Annotated in this window: 17 protein-coding genes; 10 read left to right on the top strand and 7 right to left on the bottom strand. The window is 43.5% G+C overall.

Features of this window, described 5'->3' with window-relative positions:
• Window positions 1–125: 125 nt before the first annotated feature.
• Together secA and OP489_RS00735 are read right to left on the bottom strand one after the other, a co-directional pair.
• Complete coding sequence (gene secA / locus OP489_RS00740) at window positions 126–2,900, bottom strand: preprotein translocase subunit SecA (RefSeq protein WP_266162480.1); 2,775 nt, start codon at window positions 2,898–2,900, stop codon at window positions 126–128.
• A gap of 171 nt (window positions 2,901–3,071) precedes the next feature.
• A complete protein-coding gene (locus OP489_RS00735) occupies window positions 3,072–3,587 on the bottom strand; it encodes a hypothetical protein (RefSeq protein WP_266162479.1) in 516 nt (171 codons plus the stop codon).
• 370 nt (window positions 3,588–3,957) lie between these two features.
• On the opposite strand from OP489_RS00735, the gene OP489_RS00730 reads away from it, so the two are divergent.
• Window positions 3,958–4,650, top strand: coding sequence for an iron-sulfur cluster assembly scaffold protein (locus OP489_RS00730; RefSeq protein WP_266162478.1), 693 nt, complete (start codon window positions 3,958–3,960; stop codon window positions 4,648–4,650).
• Window positions 4,651–4,678: 28 nt separating this feature from the next.
• Entirely contained in the window at window positions 4,679–5,689 is a 1,011-nt protein-coding gene (locus OP489_RS00725) for a GGGtGRT protein (protein ID WP_266162477.1), read from the top strand.
• A 147-nt stretch (window positions 5,690–5,836) separates the two neighbouring features.
• Here OP489_RS00725 and OP489_RS00720 read toward each other — a convergent pair whose 3' ends face one another.
• The 3 genes from OP489_RS00720 to OP489_RS00710 all read right to left on the bottom strand — a co-directional run bounded on the left by OP489_RS00720 (window position 5,837) and on the right by OP489_RS00710 (window position 8,324).
• Window positions 5,837–6,304: a DUF4358 domain-containing protein gene (locus OP489_RS00720; protein WP_266162476.1), complete on the bottom strand. Its 468-nt coding sequence runs from the start codon at window positions 6,302–6,304 to the stop codon at window positions 5,837–5,839.
• A 159-nt stretch (window positions 6,305–6,463) separates the two neighbouring features.
• Window positions 6,464–7,402 carry a class II fructose-1,6-bisphosphate aldolase gene (gene fba / locus OP489_RS00715; RefSeq protein WP_180341685.1) on the bottom strand — a complete coding sequence of 313 codons (939 nt, stop codon included), beginning with the start codon at window positions 7,400–7,402 and terminating at the stop codon, window positions 6,464–6,466.
• Window positions 7,403–7,490: 88 nt separating this feature from the next.
• A complete protein-coding gene (locus OP489_RS00710; RefSeq protein ID WP_266162475.1) occupies window positions 7,491–8,324 on the bottom strand; it encodes a DNA-3-methyladenine glycosylase family protein in 834 nt (277 codons plus the stop codon).
• A 428-nt stretch (window positions 8,325–8,752) separates the two neighbouring features.
• On the opposite strand from OP489_RS00710, the gene rlmB reads away from it, so the two are divergent.
• Both rlmB and OP489_RS00700 read left to right on the top strand, forming a co-directional pair.
• Window positions 8,753–9,544 (top strand): 23S rRNA (guanosine(2251)-2'-O)-methyltransferase RlmB, encoded by a 792-nt coding sequence (gene rlmB / locus OP489_RS00705; RefSeq protein ID WP_266162474.1) that lies wholly within the window; start codon window positions 8,753–8,755, stop codon window positions 9,542–9,544.
• 15 nt (window positions 9,545–9,559) lie between these two features.
• On the top strand, window positions 9,560–12,577 hold the full coding sequence (locus tag OP489_RS00700; RefSeq protein WP_266162473.1) for a hypothetical protein: 3,018 nt from the start codon (window positions 9,560–9,562) through the stop codon (window positions 12,575–12,577).
• 76 nt (window positions 12,578–12,653) lie between these two features.
• Here the strand turns inward: OP489_RS00700 and OP489_RS00695 are convergent, their stop codons facing one another.
• Both OP489_RS00695 and OP489_RS00690 read right to left on the bottom strand, forming a co-directional pair.
• Window positions 12,654–13,301 carry an ABC-2 transporter permease gene (locus OP489_RS00695; RefSeq protein ID WP_266162472.1) on the bottom strand — a complete coding sequence of 216 codons (648 nt, stop codon included), beginning with the start codon at window positions 13,299–13,301 and terminating at the stop codon, window positions 12,654–12,656.
• Window positions 13,298–14,146 (bottom strand): ABC transporter ATP-binding protein, encoded by an 849-nt coding sequence (locus OP489_RS00690; protein WP_266162471.1) that lies wholly within the window; start codon window positions 14,144–14,146, stop codon window positions 13,298–13,300. Before OP489_RS00690 ends, OP489_RS00695 begins: the two co-directional genes overlap by 4 nt.
• A 417-nt stretch (window positions 14,147–14,563) precedes the next feature.
• Between OP489_RS00690 and OP489_RS00685 the strand changes: the two genes are divergently transcribed.
• From OP489_RS00685 to OP489_RS00660, 6 genes are all read left to right on the top strand, one after another.
• A complete protein-coding gene (locus tag OP489_RS00685; protein WP_266162470.1) occupies window positions 14,564–15,670 on the top strand; it encodes a galactose ABC transporter substrate-binding protein in 1,107 nt (368 codons plus the stop codon).
• A 102-nt stretch (window positions 15,671–15,772) separates the two neighbouring features.
• Window positions 15,773–17,275: a sugar ABC transporter ATP-binding protein gene (locus tag OP489_RS00680; RefSeq protein WP_266162469.1), complete on the top strand. Its 1,503-nt coding sequence runs from the start codon at window positions 15,773–15,775 to the stop codon at window positions 17,273–17,275.
• A gap of 51 nt (window positions 17,276–17,326) precedes the next feature.
• The gene (gene mglC / locus OP489_RS00675) at window positions 17,327–18,574 is read left to right on the top strand and encodes a galactose/methyl galactoside ABC transporter permease MglC (RefSeq protein ID WP_266162468.1); all 1,248 of its coding nucleotides are present in this window, start codon (window positions 17,327–17,329) and stop codon (window positions 18,572–18,574) included.
• A 176-nt stretch (window positions 18,575–18,750) separates the two neighbouring features.
• Window positions 18,751–20,400 (top strand): response regulator transcription factor, encoded by a 1,650-nt coding sequence (locus OP489_RS00670; protein ID WP_266162467.1) that lies wholly within the window; start codon window positions 18,751–18,753, stop codon window positions 20,398–20,400.
• Window positions 20,397–22,226: a cache domain-containing sensor histidine kinase gene (locus tag OP489_RS00665; protein ID WP_266162466.1), complete on the top strand. Its 1,830-nt coding sequence runs from the start codon at window positions 20,397–20,399 to the stop codon at window positions 22,224–22,226. The genes OP489_RS00670 and OP489_RS00665 overlap by 4 nt, the downstream gene beginning before the upstream one ends.
• Window positions 22,223–23,200, top strand: a complete 978-nt coding sequence (locus OP489_RS00660) for a substrate-binding domain-containing protein (RefSeq protein WP_266162465.1) — start codon at window positions 22,223–22,225, stop codon at window positions 23,198–23,200. Before OP489_RS00665 ends, OP489_RS00660 begins: the two co-directional genes overlap by 4 nt.
• Window positions 23,201–23,217: the final 17 nt, after the last annotated feature.

Below are 23,217 nucleotides of genomic sequence, written 5' to 3'. Positions count from 1 at the left end.
CAACCCTTTTCGAAAAGGATTTCAATTTTCACGAATAAATTTGACGTCATCTTTTGATTTTCTCTATTTATAATAATGAAAAGAGAGTCTGCGGCAGAACCACAAACTCTCTTTTCATGTTATTTTTATGCTTTTGGATGATACTTTTCACAAGTACATTTTTTCCATTTTAATCCGCTGCCGCAGGGACACGGATCGTTGCGCCCGATTTTCTTGCCCTTTACCGTTGGATTTTTTTCTTCGCTCCCGTCAGGAGCTCCTTTTGCGACTGTCGGCTGAGCGACTTGTTCTCTCTTAGGCTCAGTACGAGTCTGGAGCCTAACTGTCAACATCATACGCGCAGTATTTTCACGGATTGTCGCAATCATGGCATCAAACATATCGAAGCCTTCCATGCGGTATTCCACTACCGGGTCACGCTGTCCATAAGCTCTCAGCCGAATTCCGCGTTGCAGTTCCTCCATAGCATCCAAATGATCCATCCACTGTGCATCAACATTCTTCAGCAGGATTACGCGTTCGAGTTCTCTGCAGATCTTATCACCAAATTGAGTTTCCCGATTATTACAGACTTCTTCAGCTTTCTGATAAAGGAAATCCACATAATCCTGCGGTTGTTTCTGAGATTGTTCTTCGGCAGTATCGTTGAGATCATTGTCTCCAAGGAGCCAGCGGTAATAATGCTCTTTAAGGCCCTTCAAGTTCCAGCCGGAACGGGGATCGTCAAGATCGTTCTCATCCATTGGCAGATACTGTTTTACCTTTGCTTCGATTGCCTGACGGATCATCTGCATGACCTGCTCGTGAACACTCTCGCCCTCCAGCACTTTATCACGCTGGCTGTAAATAATTTCACGCTGACGGGAAAGAACATCATCATACTGCAGAACATCTTTCCGGATTCCGAAGTTTCTGCCTTCAATTTTACGCTGGGCAGATTCAATCGTATTCGTGAGCATTTTATTTTCAATCGGGGTATCCTCGTCCACATTGAGTTTTTCCATCAGTGCAGTGATTCGTTCTCCGCCGAAGAGTCTCATCAGATCATCTTCCAGCGAGATATAGAACCGGCTCATACCAGGATCGCCCTGACGACCTGCACGGCCACGCAGCTGATTATCAATTCGGCGAGATTCGTGGCGCTCTGTTCCGATAATATAAAGGCCGCCGGCTGCGCGTACTTCTTTTGCTTCCGCCTCAATTTTTTCCTTATATTTTTCTTCCAGTTCACGGAATACCTTACGCGCATTGAGAGTCTCCGGGTCCTCGGTATCTCCATAAGCATTAGCTTCTTCGATCAGCTCTTCAGAGAACCCTTCTTTGCGCATCTCGGTTTTTGCCATAAATTCGTTGTTGCCGCCCAGTACGATATCCGTACCACGGCCAGCCATGTTGGTAGCAATTGTCACTGCACCTTTATGACCTGCCTGCGCAACGATCTCAGCTTCTTTTTCATGATACTTTGCATTCAAAACTTCGTGGGAAATCCCCTGCTTTTTAAGAAGAGCCGAAAGTTTTTCAGATTTATCAATCGAAATCGTGCCGACCAATACCGGCTGTCCTTGCTTGTGATGCTCGATAATATCTTCAATTACCGCATTGAATTTTGCACGTTCCGTCTTATAAATGACATCGGGTAAATCCTCGCGAATCATGGGCTTGTTAGTAGGAATCTCAATAACGTCCAGTTTATAAATTTCGCGGAATTCGTCTTCCTCTGTCATGGCGGTACCGGTCATACCGGAAAGCTTGTCATACAAACGAAAGAAGTTCTGGAACGTAATGGTTGCCAATGTTTTGCTCTCGCGGGCAACCTTTACTTTTTCCTTTGCCTCGATTGCCTGGTGCAGTCCCTCATTATAGCGACGGCCATACATTAAGCGCCCGGTAAACTCATCGACGATAATGACTTCTCCGTCTTTTACCACATAATCGATATCGCGCTGCATCACACCGCGAGCCTTGATCGCTTGATTGATATGGTGCTGAATCGTGATATTGTTGGCATCGGTCAGATTATCCAAATGGAAAAATGCTTCTGCCTTTTTAACACCAGAAGGCGTCAGCGTAGCTGTTTTTGCCTTTTCATCCACCACAAAATCGGCATCTTTATAAATTTCGTCGTTGTCTTCCTTATTATCGACCTCTGCCACCTTTGTCATTTTCAGTGTCTGAGCAAAGTGGTCTGCGATCGTATAAAGCTGGGTGGATTCATCTCCCTGACCAGAAATAATCAGCGGTGTTCTGGCCTCATCAATCAGGATTGAGTCCACCTCATCGACGATTGCATAATGGTGTCCGCGCTGCACTTTATTTTCTTTATAAAGGACCATGTTGTCCCGCAGATAATCAAATCCAAATTCATTGTTGGTTCCATAGGTGATGTCGGCTTCATAAGCAGCTTTTCGTTCTGCCCCTTCTTTATCATGAACGATCAGTCCTACAGAAAGGCCCAGAAAACGATAGACTTTTCCCATCCATTCACTGTCGCGGCGAGCCAGATAATCGTTGACCGTAACGATATGGACTCCTTCTCCGGAAAGTGCATTCAAATAGGCAGGCAGCGTTGCCACTAATGTTTTACCTTCACCGGTTTTCATCTCGGCGATACGTCCTTGATGCAGAATAATACCGCCGACAATCTGTACTGGAAAATGTTTCATTCCCAGCACCCGCCAGCTGGCCTCTCGGCAAACCGCAAAAGCATCCGGAAGGATCTGATCCAGTGTCTCGCCGTTTCTAAGTCTCTGTTTTAAAATGCCCGTCTGCGCCTGCAGATCCTGCGTTGAAAGGGCTGCATATTTTTCTTCCAGTTTCATCACAGCATCACAGATCGGTTGTACCCGTTTGAGCTCTCGTTTGCTGTAATTTCCAAAAAGTGCTTTCAGGATATTTGCCATAATGTTTTCCACCTCATACCAAGGAGAAATTTTCACTCCTGGTCCGTTTTTATTAAAAGTTTCCTGTATTTCAGTATACGAAAGTGATTATATCATATTTGCCTTCCGGTGGAAAGAAGGCTTTTTTAAATTTTTGTAACATTTCATAAATTTTCCCTGTAAAGTTAAGATTCAGCGAAATTCTGTCGGCGGCGGCCATTCTCCTTTTGCCAAAGCACCAAAATAATAATTGAGTACCAGATAAGTACCGACCAAAAAAAACAAGATCACCATTCCAGGCAGTGTTTGCAATTCTGTAAATGCTGTTCCTAACCCCGGCAGATAAAAGGAAACCGGAGCTCCATACAGGTCTGAAAACGGCACTATATCCGCGGCAAAATCGGAGTCGTCCTGATTTGCCATAAACTGACCGTTAGAATAATCGATTCGGGTAATTCTGCGGACAACAGGCTGTCTTTTTAAATTACCTCTATAATAGGCGATTGGTTCTCCTACCCGCAGCTTTTCAGGTTGTATTTTTTGTATGTATAAAAGGCTCCCCTGAGGATATTCACATCGAACCCCTGCGCCGCACATTCCCAGCGGAACATATCCAAAGAATCTTGGCACTACAAAAATTGCCACTGCCAGCGCTAACAATAATCCACCCAAAATATTCCATATCTTTTTCCAGCGCTTCATTGTCATAATTTCAATCCTCCGTTTTTAAGCCTGTCCGCTTCAAAGGCTGTATCTCCATCTTAACGGTCCAAAACTGAAAAAAAGTACGAAGAAAGCACTTTAACTCCCTTCATTTCGGATTTTCATCTCTGATAATTCTTCCAAAGATCCCTCCTCTTCACTGATTTTCACAAAAAGGCTTTTCCTTCTTTCTTTTCATTGATATTTTTAGAATTTGATTGGTTCTATCCGTCATAAAAAGATTGTTAAATTTTTATCTTTTTTGTTTTTTTCAGCTTGCACAACGTTTTTGAATCCCCTATAATGAACATATAGAAATGACATGCGGGAGGTACCCCTAAAAAAGTGGGCGCCGGATGCTGAAAGGAGAACAAAGATGAACTATTCCGCAGAAGTGGAAAGAATGTGTACCGTAGCAAAAGGACCAAAGCACGGCCCCGCTCCGATTCCAGAAGAGGGAAAATGGGTAAAGGCTTATGACATCAAAGATATTTCGGGATTGACTCATGGTGTGGGCTGGTGTGCACCGCAGCAGGGCACCTGTAAACTAACTCTTAATATTAAGGATGGCATTGTACAAGAAGCATTGGTGGAAACCATTGGCTGTTCCGGAATGACCCATTCTGCTGCTATGGCGGCAGAGATTCTTCCGGGAAAAACAATTTTGGAATGCCTAAACACCGATCTCGTATGCGATGCAATCAACGTTGCCATGCGGGAACTTTTTAAGCAAATTGTTTATGGGCGCAGCCAGACCGCGTTTTCCGAGGGAGGACTTCCCATTGGAGCGAGCCTCGAAGATTTGGGTAAAGGTCTGCGCAGCCAAGTTGGTACGATGTTCAGCACGAATGCAAAAGGCGTGCGCTATATGGAGATGACCGAAGGCTATGTGCTAAAGATGGCTCTGGACGAAAATGATGAAGTCATCGGCTACCAGTTTGTTAAAGTCGGAAAAATGCTGGAAGATATCCGCCATGGAAAATCGCCGGATCAGGCATATAAAGATAATATCGGGCAATATGGACGGTTTGACGGCGCGGCCAGATACATTGATCCCCGCGAAGAATAATCTGAGAGATAAAGGAGGACACAGCAAAATGTCCAATGATGTAACATTTGAAGGAAAAGAAAGAAGAATGGAAAAGATCAAGGTCTGCATGAAAAAATACGGGATTGAAAGTCTCGAAGCAGCCAGAGATCTTTGCCTTTCCAAAGGAATCAATGTTGATAAAATTGTGAAGGGCATTCAGCCTATCGCATTTGAAAACGCTTCGTGGGCATATACCCTTGGCACCGCGATCGCCTTAAAAGAAGGCGCAGCTTCTGCTTCCGATGCCGCTGAAAAAATCGGCGTTGGTCTGCAGGCCTTCTGCATTCCGGGTTCTGTCGCCGAAAACCGGAAAGTCGGATTGGGACACGGCAACCTTGGCGCCCGTCTTTTGCGGGATGAGACCCAGTGCTTTGCATTTCTTGCAGGACATGAGAGCTTTGCCGCAGCCGAAGGCGCTATCGGCATTGCCCGCACTGCAAACCGTGCCCGCAAGAAGCCTTTGCGCATTATCTTAAATGGTCTGGGAAAAGACGCTGCTTTCATCATTTCCCGGATCAACGGATTTACCTATGTAAAAACCGAGTATGATCCCTATAATGACGAGCTCAAAGTCGTCAATACCCATGCTTATTCCAATGGTGACCGCGCCGCAGTGAAATGCTATGGTGCTAATGACGTTTTGGAAGGCGTAGCAATCATGAAGCACGAGGGCGTTGATGTTTCCATCACCGGAAACTCCACTAATCCGGTTCGTTTTCAGCATCTGGTTGCTGGTACCTATAAAAAATGGGCAATAGAAAACGGTAAGCACTATTTTTCAGTTGCTTCCGGCGGCGGCACCGGCAGAACCCTTCATCCGGATAACGTCGGCGCAGGTCCTGCCTCGTACGGCTTAACCGATTCCATGGGCCGTATGCACGGTGATGCTCAATTTGCGGGTTCGTCCAGCGTCCCTGCTCACGTGGAAATGATGGGATTAATCGGTATGGGCAACAATCCAATGGTTGGTGCGACTGTTGCTTGTGCGGTTGCCGCTTATGAAGCACTCAAAGGCTAACCGCTGATCATTCATTATTACTTATAAAAGCCTCTGCGAAAAAATTCGCAGAGGCTTTTTTGAAACTAAGACGAAGTAAATCTAAAAAAGGCCGCTCTCAATGCAGTTTTTATTGCAGAGAAAGCGGCCTTTTGATTTGTATCATTTTTATTTTGTAAAACTGTCTATTACTTTTTGCACCTGAGTCGTATCGTCGCAGCAAACATAAACAACATATTTCCCATAAGTTTTGATAAATGGTGATTTCAGTTTTGTCAGTTCGCCGGGCACATAGTTTGCAAATGCTTGAGTCTGATCTTTTACCCGTTGTTGTGCGGCACCCTGCACCGTTTTAGCGGCAGTCTCATCCTTGCATTCCCAAACGCCGATTTCCTCTGCGGTCGCGCCGGTCCCCGCATAAACTTTCTGGCTGACGACCGTGGAATCATCCAGCCCAAAGAGTTTAAAGGCTGCTTTATCATTTAGGGGCGAAAGCTGATCTTTAAACGCCACTTCAGAAGCTAACTTATCGGCTGTTGCGGCAGCATCCAATTTTATTTCTTTCGCTCCGCATCCGCCCAATAGCAGCAAAAAAACACAGCAAAGTAAAACAAATACCCTTTTCCCTCGAATCATAAAATAGCCTCTCCCTTGATTTATGTTAACTGGAATTAATTATACCTCATACTGAAAACAAAATACAGTTACAAAATCATTTCAATTTTTTACAAAAAACCGCCTGCATTTTAAAATGCAGGCGGTTTAAAAGTATTTTAATTGAATGAAAACGAATTTTTAAGCTTTGCCTGCGCAGCCCATCACGTCAGTAATCTTATGAGCCACCATATTCTTAACTGCTTCACGAGCAGGCCCAAGGTATTGGCGAGGATCAAAGTGATCGGGATGCTCTGCAAAGTACTGCCGAATGCAAGCGGTCATTGCAAGGCGAATATCGGAATCCACATTGACCTTGCAAACTGCCATTGCAGCGGCTTTTCTGAGTTCGCTTTCCGGAATTCCGATTGCACCGGGCATATTTCCGCCATATTGATTGATCAATTCGACGAATTTCTGCGGAACACTGGAAGCACCATGCAAAACGATCGGGAATCCCGGCAGCCGATCGCTGACTTCTTTCAAAATATCAAGACGCAGCTTTGGATTCTGACCAGGTTTAAATTTATAAGCGCCATGGCTGGTTCCAATGGCAATCGCAAGGCTGTCTACCCCAGTACGGGTAACAAAGTCCTGTACCTGATCCGGATCGGTATACATTGCTTTATCCGCTTCTACCGAAACTTCATCTTCAACGCCGCCCAAAGTACCAAGTTCTGCTTCAACCGTTACATTATATTTATGTGCATATTCGACCACGCGGGAAGCTTCTTCCACATTCTCTTCATAAGGCTTGGAAGAGCCGTCATACATGACGGAGGTAAATCCATCATCGACGCAGGCTTTGCACATTTCGAAAGAGGGACCGTGATCCAGATGCAGAGCAATCGGAATTTCCGGATGCTCAATGACAGCCGCCTCTACCAGTTTGACCAAATAAGTAGGGTTCGCATAAGCACGAGCTCCTTTGGAAACCTGTAGAATCACAGGGGATTTCAATTCTCCTGCTGCTTCGGTAATTCCCTGGATGATCTCCATATTGTTGACGTTAAACGCGCCGATTGCATAACCGCCATTATAGGCCTTTTTAAACATTTCCGTTGTGTTAACTAATGGCATGGATATCACTCTCCAATCCTTCGTTTTAAAATTTCTGTATTTGATTATAACGCATCTAAATGAAAAAAGAAACAAAAAGAACGTATTTTTAAAGTTTTCTTCCAGAGCAGAATTTCTTCTGATCCGATAATTCCAAAGATTTTTTCTCCAAAAATAGTTCGGGGTGCTGCCGGGAATAATAAAAAATATACTGCTGAGCAAGCCCTGCGCCTTCTCCAAAATCTTCCGGTTTCATGCCAGGAAAAAGAGTCTTCATTGCACGTTTCATCCAGACATCCATCGGGAAAGCTTCCATTCGGTGCAATCCATAAAGCAAAACGCAGTCTGCCACTTTTGGCCCAACACCGCAAATCGTCATCAGCTGAGCCCTTGCTTTTTCCAGCGGCATTTTTTGAAGAGAAACAGGATCAATCTCTCCGGCACAGACTTTTTGTGCAGCATCCAGAAGATAGCGCGCACGAAATCCGCATCGAAGGCATGAAAGATCTTCCGGTAAAAGGCCTAAAAGTTTTTGCGGTTGGGGAAACGCATATCCATCGTCGAATTTTTCTCCGAAATTTTCGCACAGCCGGGCAATAATCCCGCGAATTCTGGGAATATTGTTGTTTTGAGAAATAATAAAAGAAGCAAGTGCCTCCCAAAAATCCTGCCGCAGAATTCGGATGCCGGGTGCATATCGAATGGTTTCTTTTAAAACCGGACTTATGCAGCTGAGCTTTTTTTGCAAAAGTCCATAATCTGCATCCAAGTCAAAATAAGTTCTCCAGATTGGATTTTTTGCGAGAAAATTCTTCTCTTCCTGTCTTACAACGCATCTTTTTCCAAATGCGATTCCAGAAAAAACGCCGTTTGGATCTTCCTCCCAGCGAAAGCATTGTCCACAAAATAATGTCTGCCGTAAATCGAGATCAGAAGCTGTCATCAGCTTTTCTCCTTTCGGTATGATTCTTAGAAAATCATACCATAAAAATACAAAAAGTTGAATGCCCTTTGCGGCAAAAATCTGCAAGAAATTACTCTTTGTATACAAAAATACAGACAGTTGATTCCCCTTGTCAAAACCGTTGTTAACATAAAAAATTATCTCCACAAAATGAATTTTTGATTTTTTTCGCTATCTGAGCCACTTATCAACACTTTCAACAGGGTTTTCCACCGGTTTCACCCCGCTTTTCCTAAAAAATTATGTAAACGCCTGCAAATACAATTTGTATAATTCATAGATTCTTTGTTCTTTTTGAAGAAAGAGGAGGAAAGAAGTTGAAAGCGAGAATTTTATAGAAAAAAAGTGCAAGGTTTGTCAACTTGTGTTATAATGAAGAAACTATTAGATAAGGTAAAGGAGCGCCCATGAAAACGGATGCAAAACTAGAAATCGACAACAAAAATGATTCCAAAAAAGAAGGAATAATTGCCGGACGCAACGCAGTGAAAGAAGCGCTCAACAGCGGCCGCGAAATTGATACGCTGTTTGTTGTCCGCGGAGAACACAGCGGCAGTCTTGGTGCATTAATTGCCGAAGCCAAGAAACGCGGTGCTGTCATTAAAGAGGCAGACCCCAAAAAGCTTTCCTTCCTTTGTGGGGGATGTGCACATCAGGGCGTTGTGGCAGTTGCTGCCGCTAAAGCATACGCTACACTCGACGATGTTTTTGCGCTGGCCAAATCCCGTAATGAACCGCCGTTTTTGATTGTGGCGGACGAACTGGAAGATCCTCATAACCTGGGGGCAATTCTGCGGGTAGCCGAATGTGCAGGAGCCCATGGTGTTATTATTCCAAAACGCAGAAGCGTTGGTCTCTCTTATGCAGTAGGAAAATCGAGCGCCGGTGCAATCGAATATGTGCCGGTTGTACGCGTCAACAATCTTTCTGCCACTCTGGAAGAACTAAAAAGTCGTGGTTGCTGGCTCTATGGAGCTGATATGGACGGCGAATCATGGTGTACTCTCGATTACCGTGGTCCCTGCGCAGTTGTCATCGGAAGTGAAGGGTTCGGTATCGGAAGACTGGTACGGGAAAAGTGCGACTTTATTGTCTCTCTTCCCATGAAAGGAAAAATCAACTCCCTCAACGCATCTGTTGCTTGTGGAATTATCTGTTATGAAATTGCGCGGCAGCGATCCGGCCTTAAATCCAAGTAGAAAGTAGGGGATACGATGGACGAAAAGAAACAAAACCCAGGTTATTCCCTGGATGAAATTTTAGCAGAAACCGCGGCTAAAAAAGAAGCCGCCAAAAAGTCGGCCGCTCCTGCTCCAAAAGCAGAAAGTTCGACTCATAAAGTACCTTTAGAAGAGATCTCCCGCAATCCTTATGCAAAAGGAAGCGAAAGCCCATCCTCTCAAAAGCCAACTCCAACGCTTTCAAAAGCGCCTGTGGAAAAGCAAAATGAGACACAAAGCCAGAAAAAGAAAAAGAAAAAAAATTCTAAGGACCAAATAACTTCCGGCGAAAATGATATTTATTATGGCCTAAAATTAAAATCCCGCGAAGAATATCAACGGGAATATGAAGAGACCATGTCTTTTAAGCCGATCCGTCCGGAAGAAAATCCGAAAGGCGCTACAGGGACTTTTTCTTATTTGTTCGATCCTAAACGTGCAAAAGAACGCGATCCCGAGCTTGAAGAACGATTTCGCAAGCTTCATCAGGAGCGCCGCAAACGAGTTGAAAAAGTCGTACAAGATCCTGAGCAGGAAGATATTTTTTCCATTACCACTGCAATCAGCTTGAAAGAGATTCAGGAAGCCGCTGCTAAACGTGGTTCCAAAATGCAGTATAAGCCCATCGAAGAAAAAGCTGCAAAAGCCAAAACAGCCACAACGGAAAAGCCAGTTTTTCATAAACCGACGATGCCTTTAACAACTTCCGATTCTGTTAATCAAAAACCAGTTCCGGTAAAAGAGCCCACAATAGCCTCCCCGCTGCCTCATAAAGAGTCTTCTGCGCCAAAAGTGGAAGAACCCGTCACGCGGCCAGAGCCGGTACGGGAAGAAGCCTCTCCTCTCTTGGTCTCAGATTTTGCAATTAAACCTGTTAATAAAAAAGTTTCTTACCGCTATAACACTGCTCCCATTCATTTTATTGAGGTTGACGATCTTTCTTTCCCTCTAAAAGAAGCGGCCAAAACTTATTCTAAAAATGGCATGCCGCAGGATGATGCCGTTGATTTTTTATCAGCCCGCAGAAAAGACCGGGAAAAAATCGATCCAATTGAGCCTTCTAAAAAAGAGGTCTCTATCCCTGTGCCGATTCCGTCCATTGAAGTTCCGAAAGAAAAGCCAGCCCAGCAAAAACTGACAGAACCTATCAAAGCGGACGACAAACCGAGACAGACTTCTCAGCCCTCCCAAAAGCCAAAGAAAAAAAAACGCTCTCTTTTCCATCTTTCAGGCATGGACGAACCGGAAAATGATCCATCGGAAGAAACATTGCCCAAAGAGGCCCAAGAAGTAGAAGATTACAGCAACAGCAATGATGCTCCTGCCATTTTTCATGATTTAAATGCAAATTTAAGAAAACTTTCTTTGCGCTTGGGTGTTACCGGAATTTCGACCATCCTGCTGCTGATCTTTGGCTGGCTTGGTGAATTCGGATTCTTTAGTTTCGAACGGCTGAACATTACTGTTTACCTTATCTGTAATGTAATCTTTACTACGGTTGCCTTTGCATTCTGCGGAGCAACCATTTGGAACGGACTAAAAGCACTGTTCCGATTTCATGCCAATTCGGATAGTGCGGTTGCGATCGCTGCAATTGCCGCTCTTGTTCAATCCATTCTGGCGTTTTTCATGCAGACACGTTTTTCCTCTGGTTCTCTCAATCTTTATGCAAGCGTAGCAACCGCTGCATTGTTTCTCAATACATTAGGAAAATTCAGCATGATCAAACGGATTAACAAGAACTTTCACTTTGTCGTTTCGCCGGATAAAAAATATGCCGTGACGTTGTTTGAAGACTATAATACCGGCTTACAGTTGGCAGACGGCTGTACAATGGATACCCCCGTGATTGCTTACCAGACCGAAACCAATTTCTTATCACATTTTCTTCGTCTTTCTTACGAAGACGACCCAAGCGATCGTGCCAATCAAACGATTGCACCTGTTGCTTTTCTGGCAAGTTTGGTCCTCTGTATTATTACTTTAGTTCTGACAAAAGATGTTGCGACCGCATTTACTGCATTTGCAGCGGCAACTTGTATTACGACTCCTTTTATGAATTTGCTGGCCGTAAATCTTCCTCTTGCAAGAATCAGCCGAATCGCTGCTCAGTGCGGCGGCATGGTAATCGGATTTCCTGCTGTTCAGCATTTCTGCGAATCAAATGCAGTGATGATGGATTCTCAGGATCTGTTCCCCAAAAATACAGTGATCCTAAATGGAATCAAAACTTTTAAAAACACTTCCATTGACGATTCTCTTATGGAGGCAGCAGCACTGATGATTGCCGCTCATTCTCCGCTTTCTTCTTTGTTTGATCAAGTAATTCATACACAGCACAAAAAGCTGCCGGAAGTTGAAAAATTTTCTTATACAGACGGGCAGGGCTTGAGTGGTTGGATTAATGGTCATCGAGTTTTTGTTGGAAACCGTGAACTGCTCTCTGCTCATAAAATTGAGCCACCTGAAGAAGCTATTGAACAAAAATATATTCAGGGCGGAAAAAAGCTGGTTTATCTTGCAATTGGCGGAGAATTAATTGCTATGCTGATCATCACCTATAGCTGTGACCGCCGTCGCCTTCAGGAATTGCGCAGAATGGAAAATAATGGAATCTCTTTGATTTTACGCAATTGTGACCCAAATATCACCCCAACTTTTCTGGCCGAACTTTTCGGCTTGGATCCACATGGCATTCGAGTCCTGCCGGAACGCTTAGGGGCACTTTATGTTAGCCGTACCCGCGAGGCATGTAATGAGAAACCAGCCATGATTGCTACAAAGGGGCGTCCTACAGCACTGATGCGTCTGGTGACCGCCTGTGTGCGAGAGCGTGGAAATATCTCCATTGCCATTGTTCTTCAAAATGTCGCTGTTGTACTCGGTTTCATAATGGTAGCATTACTTACCTGCTATTCGGGTTTACAGCAAATTTCTACCATGAGCCTGATTGTCTATGAATTTTTCTGGGCAATGGTGATTTGGCTTGTACCAAAGCTACGCAAGCCCTAATCTTTTTAAAATAGGAACAACCAAAAGGTCCTGTGTCATTAGAACGACACAGGACCTTTTTTCAGCTTCTTATATTTTAAAAATCTAATTTTTCGAAAGTAGAGACTGATTTTCGGTAAGCAATTCCTGTGAAAATTACATAAAGTACGAACCCAACCAACAACATGATCAGTTTCTGGGACAGATACATGGGATCTCTCGTATTCAGCTGATCGCGAAAAAACGGCACTGCAAAAACGAGTACCTCCAAAATCACCATTACCGCAAAAAATATAATGCTGGAAATTCCAAAAGCTTTTCCCACTTTATCGGGTTTCCGATAATAAAGCACAAAAAAGATTAGGTTAAAAATCCCCATCAAGAAAAATACATTCCCAAAAAGCGCTACATTCGCATCCATCCCCGCTTGATTGCCTTCCGGAATTAAATAGTTTCTTAAAAACACAAACGGAATCGACACTAAAACTTGTATCATCTGCAAAAGGATCACAAACAGAAATCTTGCCTGTACAATAGATTTTTTTTGAATCGGCAGCAACAATGAATATTCAATATCATGATTTTCCCGCCCGCTAAGGCAATGAAAGAAGACAGCTAAGCAGGTATAAAAGAAAATAACTTCATAAGGATAATTCGGTATCAGCAGCAGCGCTGACAGCAGTAAAAACAAAGGAGCTGTGGGATGCAGTGCAATCTTGATCTCTTTATAAATCAAATTTTTCATGCGAATTCCCCCTTTTCCAAATGAATCATAATGGATTCCAAATCCGCCGGATAGTAATCAAAATTGCCCTCTGGCAGATGATCTTTATAAAAAAGGGCACTGAATCCTTGTTTTTCGCGCTTATATCCCGCAAGGTATGGTTTTAATGATTCTGTCATTTGCTCTTTGGAAAAATTGCAGAGAACAAATTGATTTTGAAATTCTTTTAATTTTCCCCTTCCAATTATTTCCCCTCTTCTTAAATAGAGAATCTCTTCTGCACATTTTTCCAAATCAGAGGTGATATGGGTCGAAAACAAAATCGTAACGCCGTCCTCTTCGACAAGATTTAAAAACACATCCAGCAAATCATCTCTAGAAACCGGATCCAGTCCACTGGTAGGTTCATCGAGGAGCAGCAGTTTTGCCCGATGAGAAAGTGCCAGTGCCAAAGAATATTTTACTTTCATGCCTGCCGAAAGGGAATCCGGCACTTTATCTTCATCCAGTTCAAAGCGTTTTAAATATTCTTTATAAGCCGCTTCATCCCACTGTGGATAAAATCTTTTTGTAACCGAAGTAATGGTACGCAGTTTCTTTTTCGGATAAAAAGAAATCCCCCCAGAAACAAAACCGATTTTCTGCTTAATTTCAAATTCATGCTCCTGAAAGGACTGTCCAAAAAATTGAATCTCCCCCTTGTCCGGATGAACAAAATTAAGCAAAGACTTTAGAGTTGTGGTTTTTCCTGCACCATTTCTCCCAATGAATCCGGTAATGGCACCCTCTTGCAGTTCAAAACTAACATTTTTTAACGAAAAAGACGGATAAGATTTCGAAAGTCCCGAAACCGATAAAACTGACATTCTAGTCTCCCCTTTCCAATTCGGTATTACTTGTAAGACTAATTATACTCGTGCCCTTTTAAAAGTCAAGAAAAAATAGCAGACTTTTTCGACAAATTGATCTGTTTTTTGAATCGTTCCAATTTTAAGCGCACAAAGGAGCCCATTCCCTTCACTTTTCTTTTTTATTTCGTTGATTAAAAATTATTTTATTTTCATTTTGCAGACCCATTTAAACACTTTATACAAAAATTCTTATTTATCTTTTTAAAATTTGCCTCATTTGAAAAGATATTTGATGCTTTTCGAAAGAAAATCCTATAGATTCTGTCCGCAATTCCAATTATACTATCCAATAGTAAGGCGGAGAAACATCAATATTTGTGCAAAGGTACAAGTGGTTTCTCAAAAGCCAAAAGAAAAACAGGAGGTTTTTGTATGAAAAAGATTCTCGCAGTACTCATGGCAGCTGCCATGATCGCAGCCGCTACAACCGGCTGTGGCAGCAGCACCAGCAGCTCAGCAGCTGCATCCGGATCTGGTGCGGCTTCCGGCGCCGCATCTACCGCCAGCGCAAAAGACGTTTACATCGGTTCTTGTATCTACAAATTCGATGATACGTTTATGACCGGCGTCCGTAATGCAATGACTGCCCGCGCAAATGAAATCGGTGCAAAACTTGATCTGGTGGACTCCCAGAACAAGCAAGCTACCCAGAGTGAACAAGTCGATACTTACATTACTAAGGGCGTTAATGCACTGGCAATCAACCCTGTTGATCTGACTGCCGCTGCTCCTTTGATCGAAAAAGCAAAAGCTGCCAGCCTGCCAATCGTATTCTTAAACCGTCAGCCTTCCGATACCGATATTGCCTCTTATGACAAAGCATATTATGTCGGTGCGGATGCAAAACAGTCCGGCACCATGTCCGGTGAAATTATTGCCGATTACTTTAAGGCTCATAAAGAGGCTGATAAAAATAAAGACGGCAAAATTCAGTATGTAATGCTCCAGGGCGAACCCGGACATCAGGATGCAACCCTTCGTTCTCAGGCCGCTCCGGCTGCTATTGAAGCTGCTGGATTCCAGACCGAGGCTCTTGCAAAAGATACCGCAATGTGGGATAAAGCACAGGCAACAAACCTGATGAACACTTGGATCACGTCTGTCGGTCTTGATAAGATCGAAGCAATCCTTGCAAACAACGATGATATGGCACTGGGCGCAATTGAAGCTTTGAAAGCACAAGGCTACAACACCGGCGACAGCTCCAAGTATATTCCGGTTGTCGGCGTCGATGCAACGGCTCCTGCTTTGGAAGCAATGAAAGATGGTTCCATGCTGGGCACTGTTCTGAATGATGCAAAGAACCAGGCAAAAGCAACTGTCAATATTGCTGCTGCTGCTGCACAGGGTAAAACGATCAATGAAGAAAACGTTGGCTACAAACTCTATGATGCTACCGGCAAAGAGCAAACAGATGGACATTACGTTTGGATTAACTATGTAAAGGTTACTGCTGATAACTACAAAGATTATCTCTAAAATTCAGCATTGACTGAATTTTCTATCTAAGTCTGTCCACGGGGAACGCGAAAGCAGGCGCTTTCCGTTCCCCGTTATTTTATAAGAGAAGGAGGATCGCTGATGGGTGAATATGTACTGGAAATGAACAATATCACCAAAGAGTTCCCCGGAGTAAAGGCGTTGGACAACGTCAGTTTAAAAGTTCGTCCCGGCAGTGTACACGCACTAATGGGTGAAAATGGAGCCGGAAAATCCACATTGATGAAATGCTTATTCGGCATCTATGCAGAAGACAGCGGAGAGATCATTCTAGATGGAAAGCCCCAAAAGATCAACAGTTCCAAGCAGGCACTGGATCTTGGGATTTCCATGATCCACCAGGAACTGCATCCGATCCGGTTTCGGCCGGTCATGGAAAACATCTGGCTGGGACGCTTCCCAAAGAGAGGACCTGCGGTTGATCATAAAGCCATGTATGAAAAGACCAAGGAACTTTTTAAAGAAGTCGATCTGGATGTAAATCCCAAAACCTTGGCAGGAAATCTTTCTGCTTCGACGCTGCAGTTGGTTGAGATTGCAAAAGCAGTCAGCTATAATTCAAAGATCATTATCATGGATGAACCTACCTCCTCCTTAACGGAGAACGAAACGGCACATTTGTTTAAGATCATTAAAAAGCTTCAATCGGAAGGACGCGCGATCATCTATATCTCGCACAAAATGGAAGAGATTTTAAAGATTTCCGACGAAGTAACCATCATGCGAGACGGTCAATGCGTTGGTACTTGGCCGGCAAACGAATTAACCACTGATCTGATTATCAGCCGAATGGTCGGTCGTGATATGACCAATCGTTTTCCACCTAAGGAGTACACTCCGGGTACAGATGTTGTTTTTAAAGTTGATGATATCTGCTCCCCTCTGCCGCGTTCTTTTCAGCATGTCAGCTTTGAAGTTCATCGCGGTGAAATTTTTGGGATCGGCGGCCTTGTTGGCGCACAGCGTACCGAGACCGTAGAGGCAATTTTTGGACTGCGTCAGATTGCTTCCGGGACAATTTATAAAGACGGCAAAGAAATCAAAATCAAAAGTCCACGAGATGCCATGAAGCACGGTTTTGCACTTTTGACAGAAGAACGTCGCTCTACCGGAATTTTTCCCACTCTTTCGGTATTGGACAATACTGTACTCGCTACAGAAAATGAAGGGAAATTGGTTCATCACGGCGTAATTAATGATTTTGCGCGCAAAAAAGCTGCAACGGACAGCAATGCTTCTATGCGTACAAAGACTCCAAGCATGGCGGAACAGATGCAAAATCTCTCCGGCGGCAATCAGCAAAAAGTTCTAATTGCTCGATGGCTTTTAACCGATCCGGATATTTTAATTTTGGATGAGCCTACTCGAGGAATCGACGTCGGTGCAAAATATGAAATCTACACAATTATGCAACAGTTAATTAAAGAAGGAAAATCGGTAATCATGATCTCCTCCGAAATGCCAGAGTTACTTGGAATGTCTGACCGGATCATGGTTATGTGCGAGGGTCGTGTAACAGGAATTCTGCATGCAAATGAATGCGACTCGATAAAAGTAATGGAACTTGCAACGAAGTTCATGTAAAATTTCTGTGATTTCCCATTGCACAAAATGGAAAAGGAAGTGAGGTCCAATATGGGAGCAACCGCAAAAGCCACAAACACAATCACTCGCAAAAAATATGCAACAATTTTTGCGTCAATAGGTGCTGCAATGATTCTAATTTCTATCATTGTTGCAGTTGCCGCACCAAAGGATCAAGTTTACGATCTTTGGGTGTACATTTTGCTGGTTGGCATCGCTACCAGCGCATATGGAATTTCTCAGCTGCTACGAAAAGATCAGCACAGTGTTCCTGTTGAATTCACCAAATCAAACGCAAAAACATTCCTAACAAATAATGCGATTATGATTGCTCTTCTGGCGCTAGTCGTATTTATCATGATCAAGGAACCTCGTTTCATGAAATATCAGGTTTTGCTTGATATTATGACACAGGCTTCCCCCCGTCTGATCATCGCACTAGGCATCTGCTTTACGCTGTTAATTGCAGGTACCGACCTTTCTGCAGGCCGTATGGTTGGCTTAGCCGCTGTGCTTTCCACCTCCATGCTGCAGACCGCAACTTATGCAAACCGCTTTTTCCCGAATCTACCGGCACTTCCGGTTATTGTGCCAATTTTGGCTGCGGTAGCTGCCTGCGTTCTGTTCGGTGTTTTAAACGGATTCCTTGTTGCAAAATTTGATATGCACCCCTTCATTGCAACACTAGCTACTCAGGTTATGATCTATGGTGCATGTAGCCTTTATTTCGATATGCCGCCGAATAACTCTCAGCCAATCGGTGGTGTTCGTCCGGACTTTACTGTAATTGGCCAGAAAAAGATCTTCCAAAATATTGGTGGAAGCACCTTTGTAGGCATTTCAGTACTGATTCCGATTGCACTCATCACCTGCGTAATCATTTGGTTCGTTTTGAACAAAACAGTGTTTGGCAAAAATGTTTATGCAGTCGGCGGCAACCGTGAAGCTGCTGTCGTTTCCGGCGTAAATGTTTTTAAAACCATTATGCTGATCTTTATTTTGGCAGCATTCCTTTATGGCATTGCAGGTGTCCTGGAAGCTGCCCGTACAGCAGGCGCTACCAATAACTACGGCAACGGCTACGAGTTGGATGCAATCGCCGCCTGCGTGGTCGGCGGTGTATCCTTAAACGGCGGCATTGGCAAGATCGGCGGCATTGTCTCCGGCGTTCTGATCTTTACCGTTATTCAATATGGTCTTCAGTTCATCGGTGTCAGCCCCATGTGGCAGCAAGTGATCAAAGGCATTATTATTGCCGTTGCTGTTGCAATTGATATGGGCAAATACCGCAGAAGATAATCTTTTCCTCTTTTTCAAAAATCTCTTAGAAGGCGAAGCTTTGGCTTCGCCTTTTTTATACTCTAAAATAAAATTTATAAGAAAAGCTACAATTGCAGAAAAGGAAGACTAATGATAAAATAGAGAAAAATAAACTTTTCTGACTGAATTTTTTATACATTATTAGGAGACTGAAAATGTCATACTATCGTATTATCCTCGCGGATGATGAGGAAGAGATCCGGGAAGGTATTATTCGGAAAATTGCGTGGCAGTCTCTTGGATTTGAGATCGCCGGCGCCGCTGAAAATGGTCTGGAAGCATTGGAAATGGCAGAGCGGCTGCATCCAGACGTTATTTTAACCGATATTCGTATGCCTTTTATGAGTGGATTAGAGATGGCTGCTAAAGCGGCAGCTTTGCTCCCCTCTGTTAAATTTATTATTCTCTCCGGCTATGATGATTTTGAATACGCACAAAAAGCCATCCAACTAAACGTAGTGGAATATCTTTTAAAGCCGGTAAATGCGGCCGATCTTACAAAAGCTTTACAGCGTTTAAAAGTTCGTCTGGACGATGAATCCGCAAGTCGGCGAGATGTAGAGACACTGCGTCGTCATTATGAAGAGAGCCTTCCGGTCATTAAGGAGCAGTTCTTTGTAAGCCTTTTGGAAGGCCGCGTTTCAAAGTCACGGCTTGAATCGCAAGCAAAGCTGTTTCAGCTTTCTACCGACCGCTCCTGCTGGGCAGTCGGTCTGATTCACGCTGATCTCAATTCTCACCAAACAGAAAACAGTATTCCTTCTGCACTGCATGGAAAAGAAGAACTGGTCCCAATTTCGTTGCTGCGTACCGCCGAGGAAATTTTGGGTTCCTATTGCCAATTTCAATCTTTTCTTTATTCTGAAGATGTAGCGCTGCTCTTTGATTTTTCTGAACCTGGCTCCATCGGCGTTGCCGTCAGCCGATTAAATGAAATTTGCAAAAGAGGGGAATCTATCCTGGGCATGCGAATTTTTGCCGGAATCGGAAGTCCCTACAGCCTTTCTAATCTCCATTTTTCTTATCGGGAAGCCCAGAATGCTTTAGACTATGGTTGTATTCACGGATACAGCCGCGCAAATTATATTAAGGACGTAGAGCCCAACACTTCAATGCAACTGCAGTTTGGCGAAGAAGAAGAGCGCACTGTGATCAGTGCTATCAAACTTGGCAGTGAAAATGAAATTCGTCAGGTACTCAACTATTTATTTTCCAAACTGGAAAAGCAGCCGCTCTCAATGACGCAGTATCAGATTTACATCATGGAGGTCATCACGACTCTCATGAAAATCACACACGATTATGCCATCTCTCCAGAAGATATTTTTGGAAAAGATATGGATTTTCTGAACGCGCTCTCTTCTCTGCACACACCTGCGGCCATGAAAAGCTGGCTAACGGAACACTGTTTAACACTCAGCGCCTGTATTAAGCGGGAACGTGTAGATTCTTCGAAGCTTCTGGCACAGAACGCTCAACAGTTTATTCAGGAGCATTACAGCAATCCATCCATTTCTGTTGAAACTCTTTGCTCTTTTCTGCATGTGAGTCCCGCTTATTTTTCAACGGTTTTTAAACGCGAAACAGAACAGAGCTTTGTTTCCTATCTAACAGATGTCCGACTCCAAAATGCACTCAATCTTCTCGATACGACCAACGATAAGACCTATATGATTGCGGAAAAAGTGGGCTATACAGAGTCCAACTATTTCAGCTATGTTTTTAAAAAACGGTTTGGCGTTTCGCCCTCTAAGTATCGCTCCAATCAAGAACATCCTTCGAATAATCGGAGTGCTGAATCATGAAGCAGCGTCTACACAAATTACTCGATAAATTTGGACATCTTTTAAAAAAGCGAAGCCTTCAGTTTACGCTCTCGCTCACTTTTACTCTGGTTGCGATTGCAGGCATGATCGTTGTCACACTGACTCTTTCTGCTCGCTTCACAAAAACCAATGAAAAAATGATTTCCGAAGACAATCAGCGAGTTTTAAGCGGAATCAACCTAAATCTTGATAATTATCTGCACAACATTATGCGTGTTTCTGATTCCATGTACTACCGCGTCATCAAAAGCGCAAATTTGGATACTGCTTCCGATATGGACGCCGTCAATAAGGACATGACGCTTTTCTACAATACTTACAGCGATCTTCTGGTTTCAGTCTCTCTTTTTTCAGATGACGGTACTGTTTTATCCTCCGAACCACTGCAGCAGCTAAAGAGCAACGTTAACGTAAAAGATCAGGATTGGTTTCAAAGCGCTAAGGAAAAAATTGAAAATGTACATTTTTCGGTGCCGCATGTACAGAATCTTTTTGTGGATTCGAATAATCCTTATCGATGGGTCGTCTCTCTTAGCCGCTCGGTAGAATTGACCCGCAGCGGTTCTATTTACCACGGCGTTCTTCTAGTCGATATGAATTTCAGCGGAATTGAACAGATCTGCAAAAATGCAGATTTAGGAGAATCAGGCTATATTTATTTAATCAGCAATGACGGCGAAATCATCTACCATCCCCGCCAGCAGTTAATTTATTCCAACCTAATTCACGAAAACAACTTGGCCGCTGCAACTTACAGTGACGGAAATCATACAGAAATTTTTGAAAACGAAGAGCGCATGGTCTCGGTAAAAACGGTTGGATATACCGGTTGGAAAATCGTCGGCGTTGTTCCAATAAAAGATATCACTGCCAATTATACAGAACTGCAAACTTATATCTGGTTTTTTGCATTCTTTACCATTTTTCTTTTGGCTTCTGCAAACTTGTTTTTATCCTCAAGAATTGCAAACCCAATTAAAGAATTGGAACAATCCGTTCGAGAATTGGAAAAAGGAAATCTTTCTGCACCGATTTCTATTGGAGGTTCTTATGAAGTACGCCATTTAGGTTCCGCACTTCGTTCGATGGCAGAACAGATGCGAAAGCTGATGGATGACATCGTTGCCGAACAGGAAAGTAAACGTAAAAGTGAAATGGATGCACTGCAGGCCCAAATCAATCCGCATTTTCTTTACAATACCCTGGATTCCATTGTCTGGATGATCGAAAATGAACACTATGACGGCGCAATTGAAATGGTCACCGCACTCGCTAAACTGTTCCGCATTAGCCTCTCCAAAGGAAAAACCGTGATTTCGGTAAAGGATGAACTGGAGCATGTGCGTAATTATCTGACCATTCAGAAAACACGCTATAAAAATAAATTTATCTATACGATGGAAGCAGAGCCCGAAGTTCTTTCCTGTGCAACTATTAAACTGATCGTCCAGCCACTTGTGGAAAATGCAATTTATCATGGCATGGAATTTATGGACGGCGATGGCGAAATTCATATCCGTGCTTACCGAAAAGAAAAAGATCTCTTTATCGATGTCGTGGATAATGGCCCCGGTATGCCCCCAGAGCAAGCACAGTCTCTTCTTCTGGACAGCGCTCAAAAGCCAAAGACAGGAAAAGGTTCCGGTGTTGGCTTAAGAAATGTCAACGAGCGCATTCAGCTTTATTTTGGAAAAGAATATGGCCTAAAAATTCTGAGCCAACCGGACGAAGGAACACTTGCAAGGATTCATCTTCCCATTAAAACTATCGCCGAAGTGACCGGAGAAGGGGGCGATCCCGTTTGAAAAAGCATCGCAGTCTCATTATCTTTTCAGTCATTCTTATCTTTTTTCTGATCTTTCTCGCAATTATTTCCCAAGGCATTACTTTTTCTCAGTCCCAACCGGAGATCCGAAAAATTTCTTTTCTTGCGGGCGGAAAAAAAGGAGAGACTTGGTCTAAAATGGAGCAGGGAATTACGCAGGCGGCATCTGATTATAAAGTAGAACTCACCCCGGTTTATCTTTCCAAAGAAGATGATGTGCAAGAACAAATTCAGATGCTGGAACGTGAAGTGGAAAACGGCGCAGACGCCATTGTGATCGCCCCCGTTAATTCGGAAGACCTGGAGGAACCAATTCGAAAAGCTGCCCGTTCAGTTCCCGTTGTTACAATTGATTCCGAGATTGCAGGCGCTGATGATATTCCTTATATTCGCTGTGATAATACCGCTTTAGGAGAAACATTATCCGAGCGAATGCTAAATGATCCGGCAAAAGCTGAAAAGCCGATTGCGCTTGTAAGTCGCAATCTTTCCAGGACCAGTTGCGCTGAACGTTATCAGGGGGCTAAATCAAAGCTGCAGGAAGAAAACGTTTCATTCGTAGAATGGCCTCTTCCGGAAGATTCTACTGAAGCTTATAATCAACTGCTTACCCTTTTGCACGGACCATCGGTGAGCAAAGTCGCTGCGTTTGACAGCGACACATCCGAGCTTGTGGCCAAAGCAGAACAAGAGTTATCCCCCTCCGGCGTTACCTCTGTACAAATTTTTGGCGTCGGCTCTACTCGTCAGGTAGTCTCCTATCTGGAAGATCATGTTATTTCTGCTCTGGGCGTTCAAAATGAATTTAATATCGGCTATCTTGGTCTACAGAAAGCTGTAAATATCCTAAATAAACAATCTTTACAGAACACCGTCATTGATTATTCCATTGTAAACGGAGAGGATCTCTATACGAAAGAAAATCAACGTCTGCTCTTTCCATTCTCCCAATAATTGCAACTAATTCTCGT

This window comes from Caproicibacterium sp. BJN0003, assembly GCF_026314295.1.
In the GTDB taxonomy this organism is placed as follows: domain Bacteria; phylum Bacillota; class Clostridia; order Oscillospirales; family Acutalibacteraceae; genus Caproicibacterium.
The sequence above is the reverse complement of the archived record's forward strand: the minus strand, read 5'-3'. Positions and strand labels throughout refer to the sequence as shown.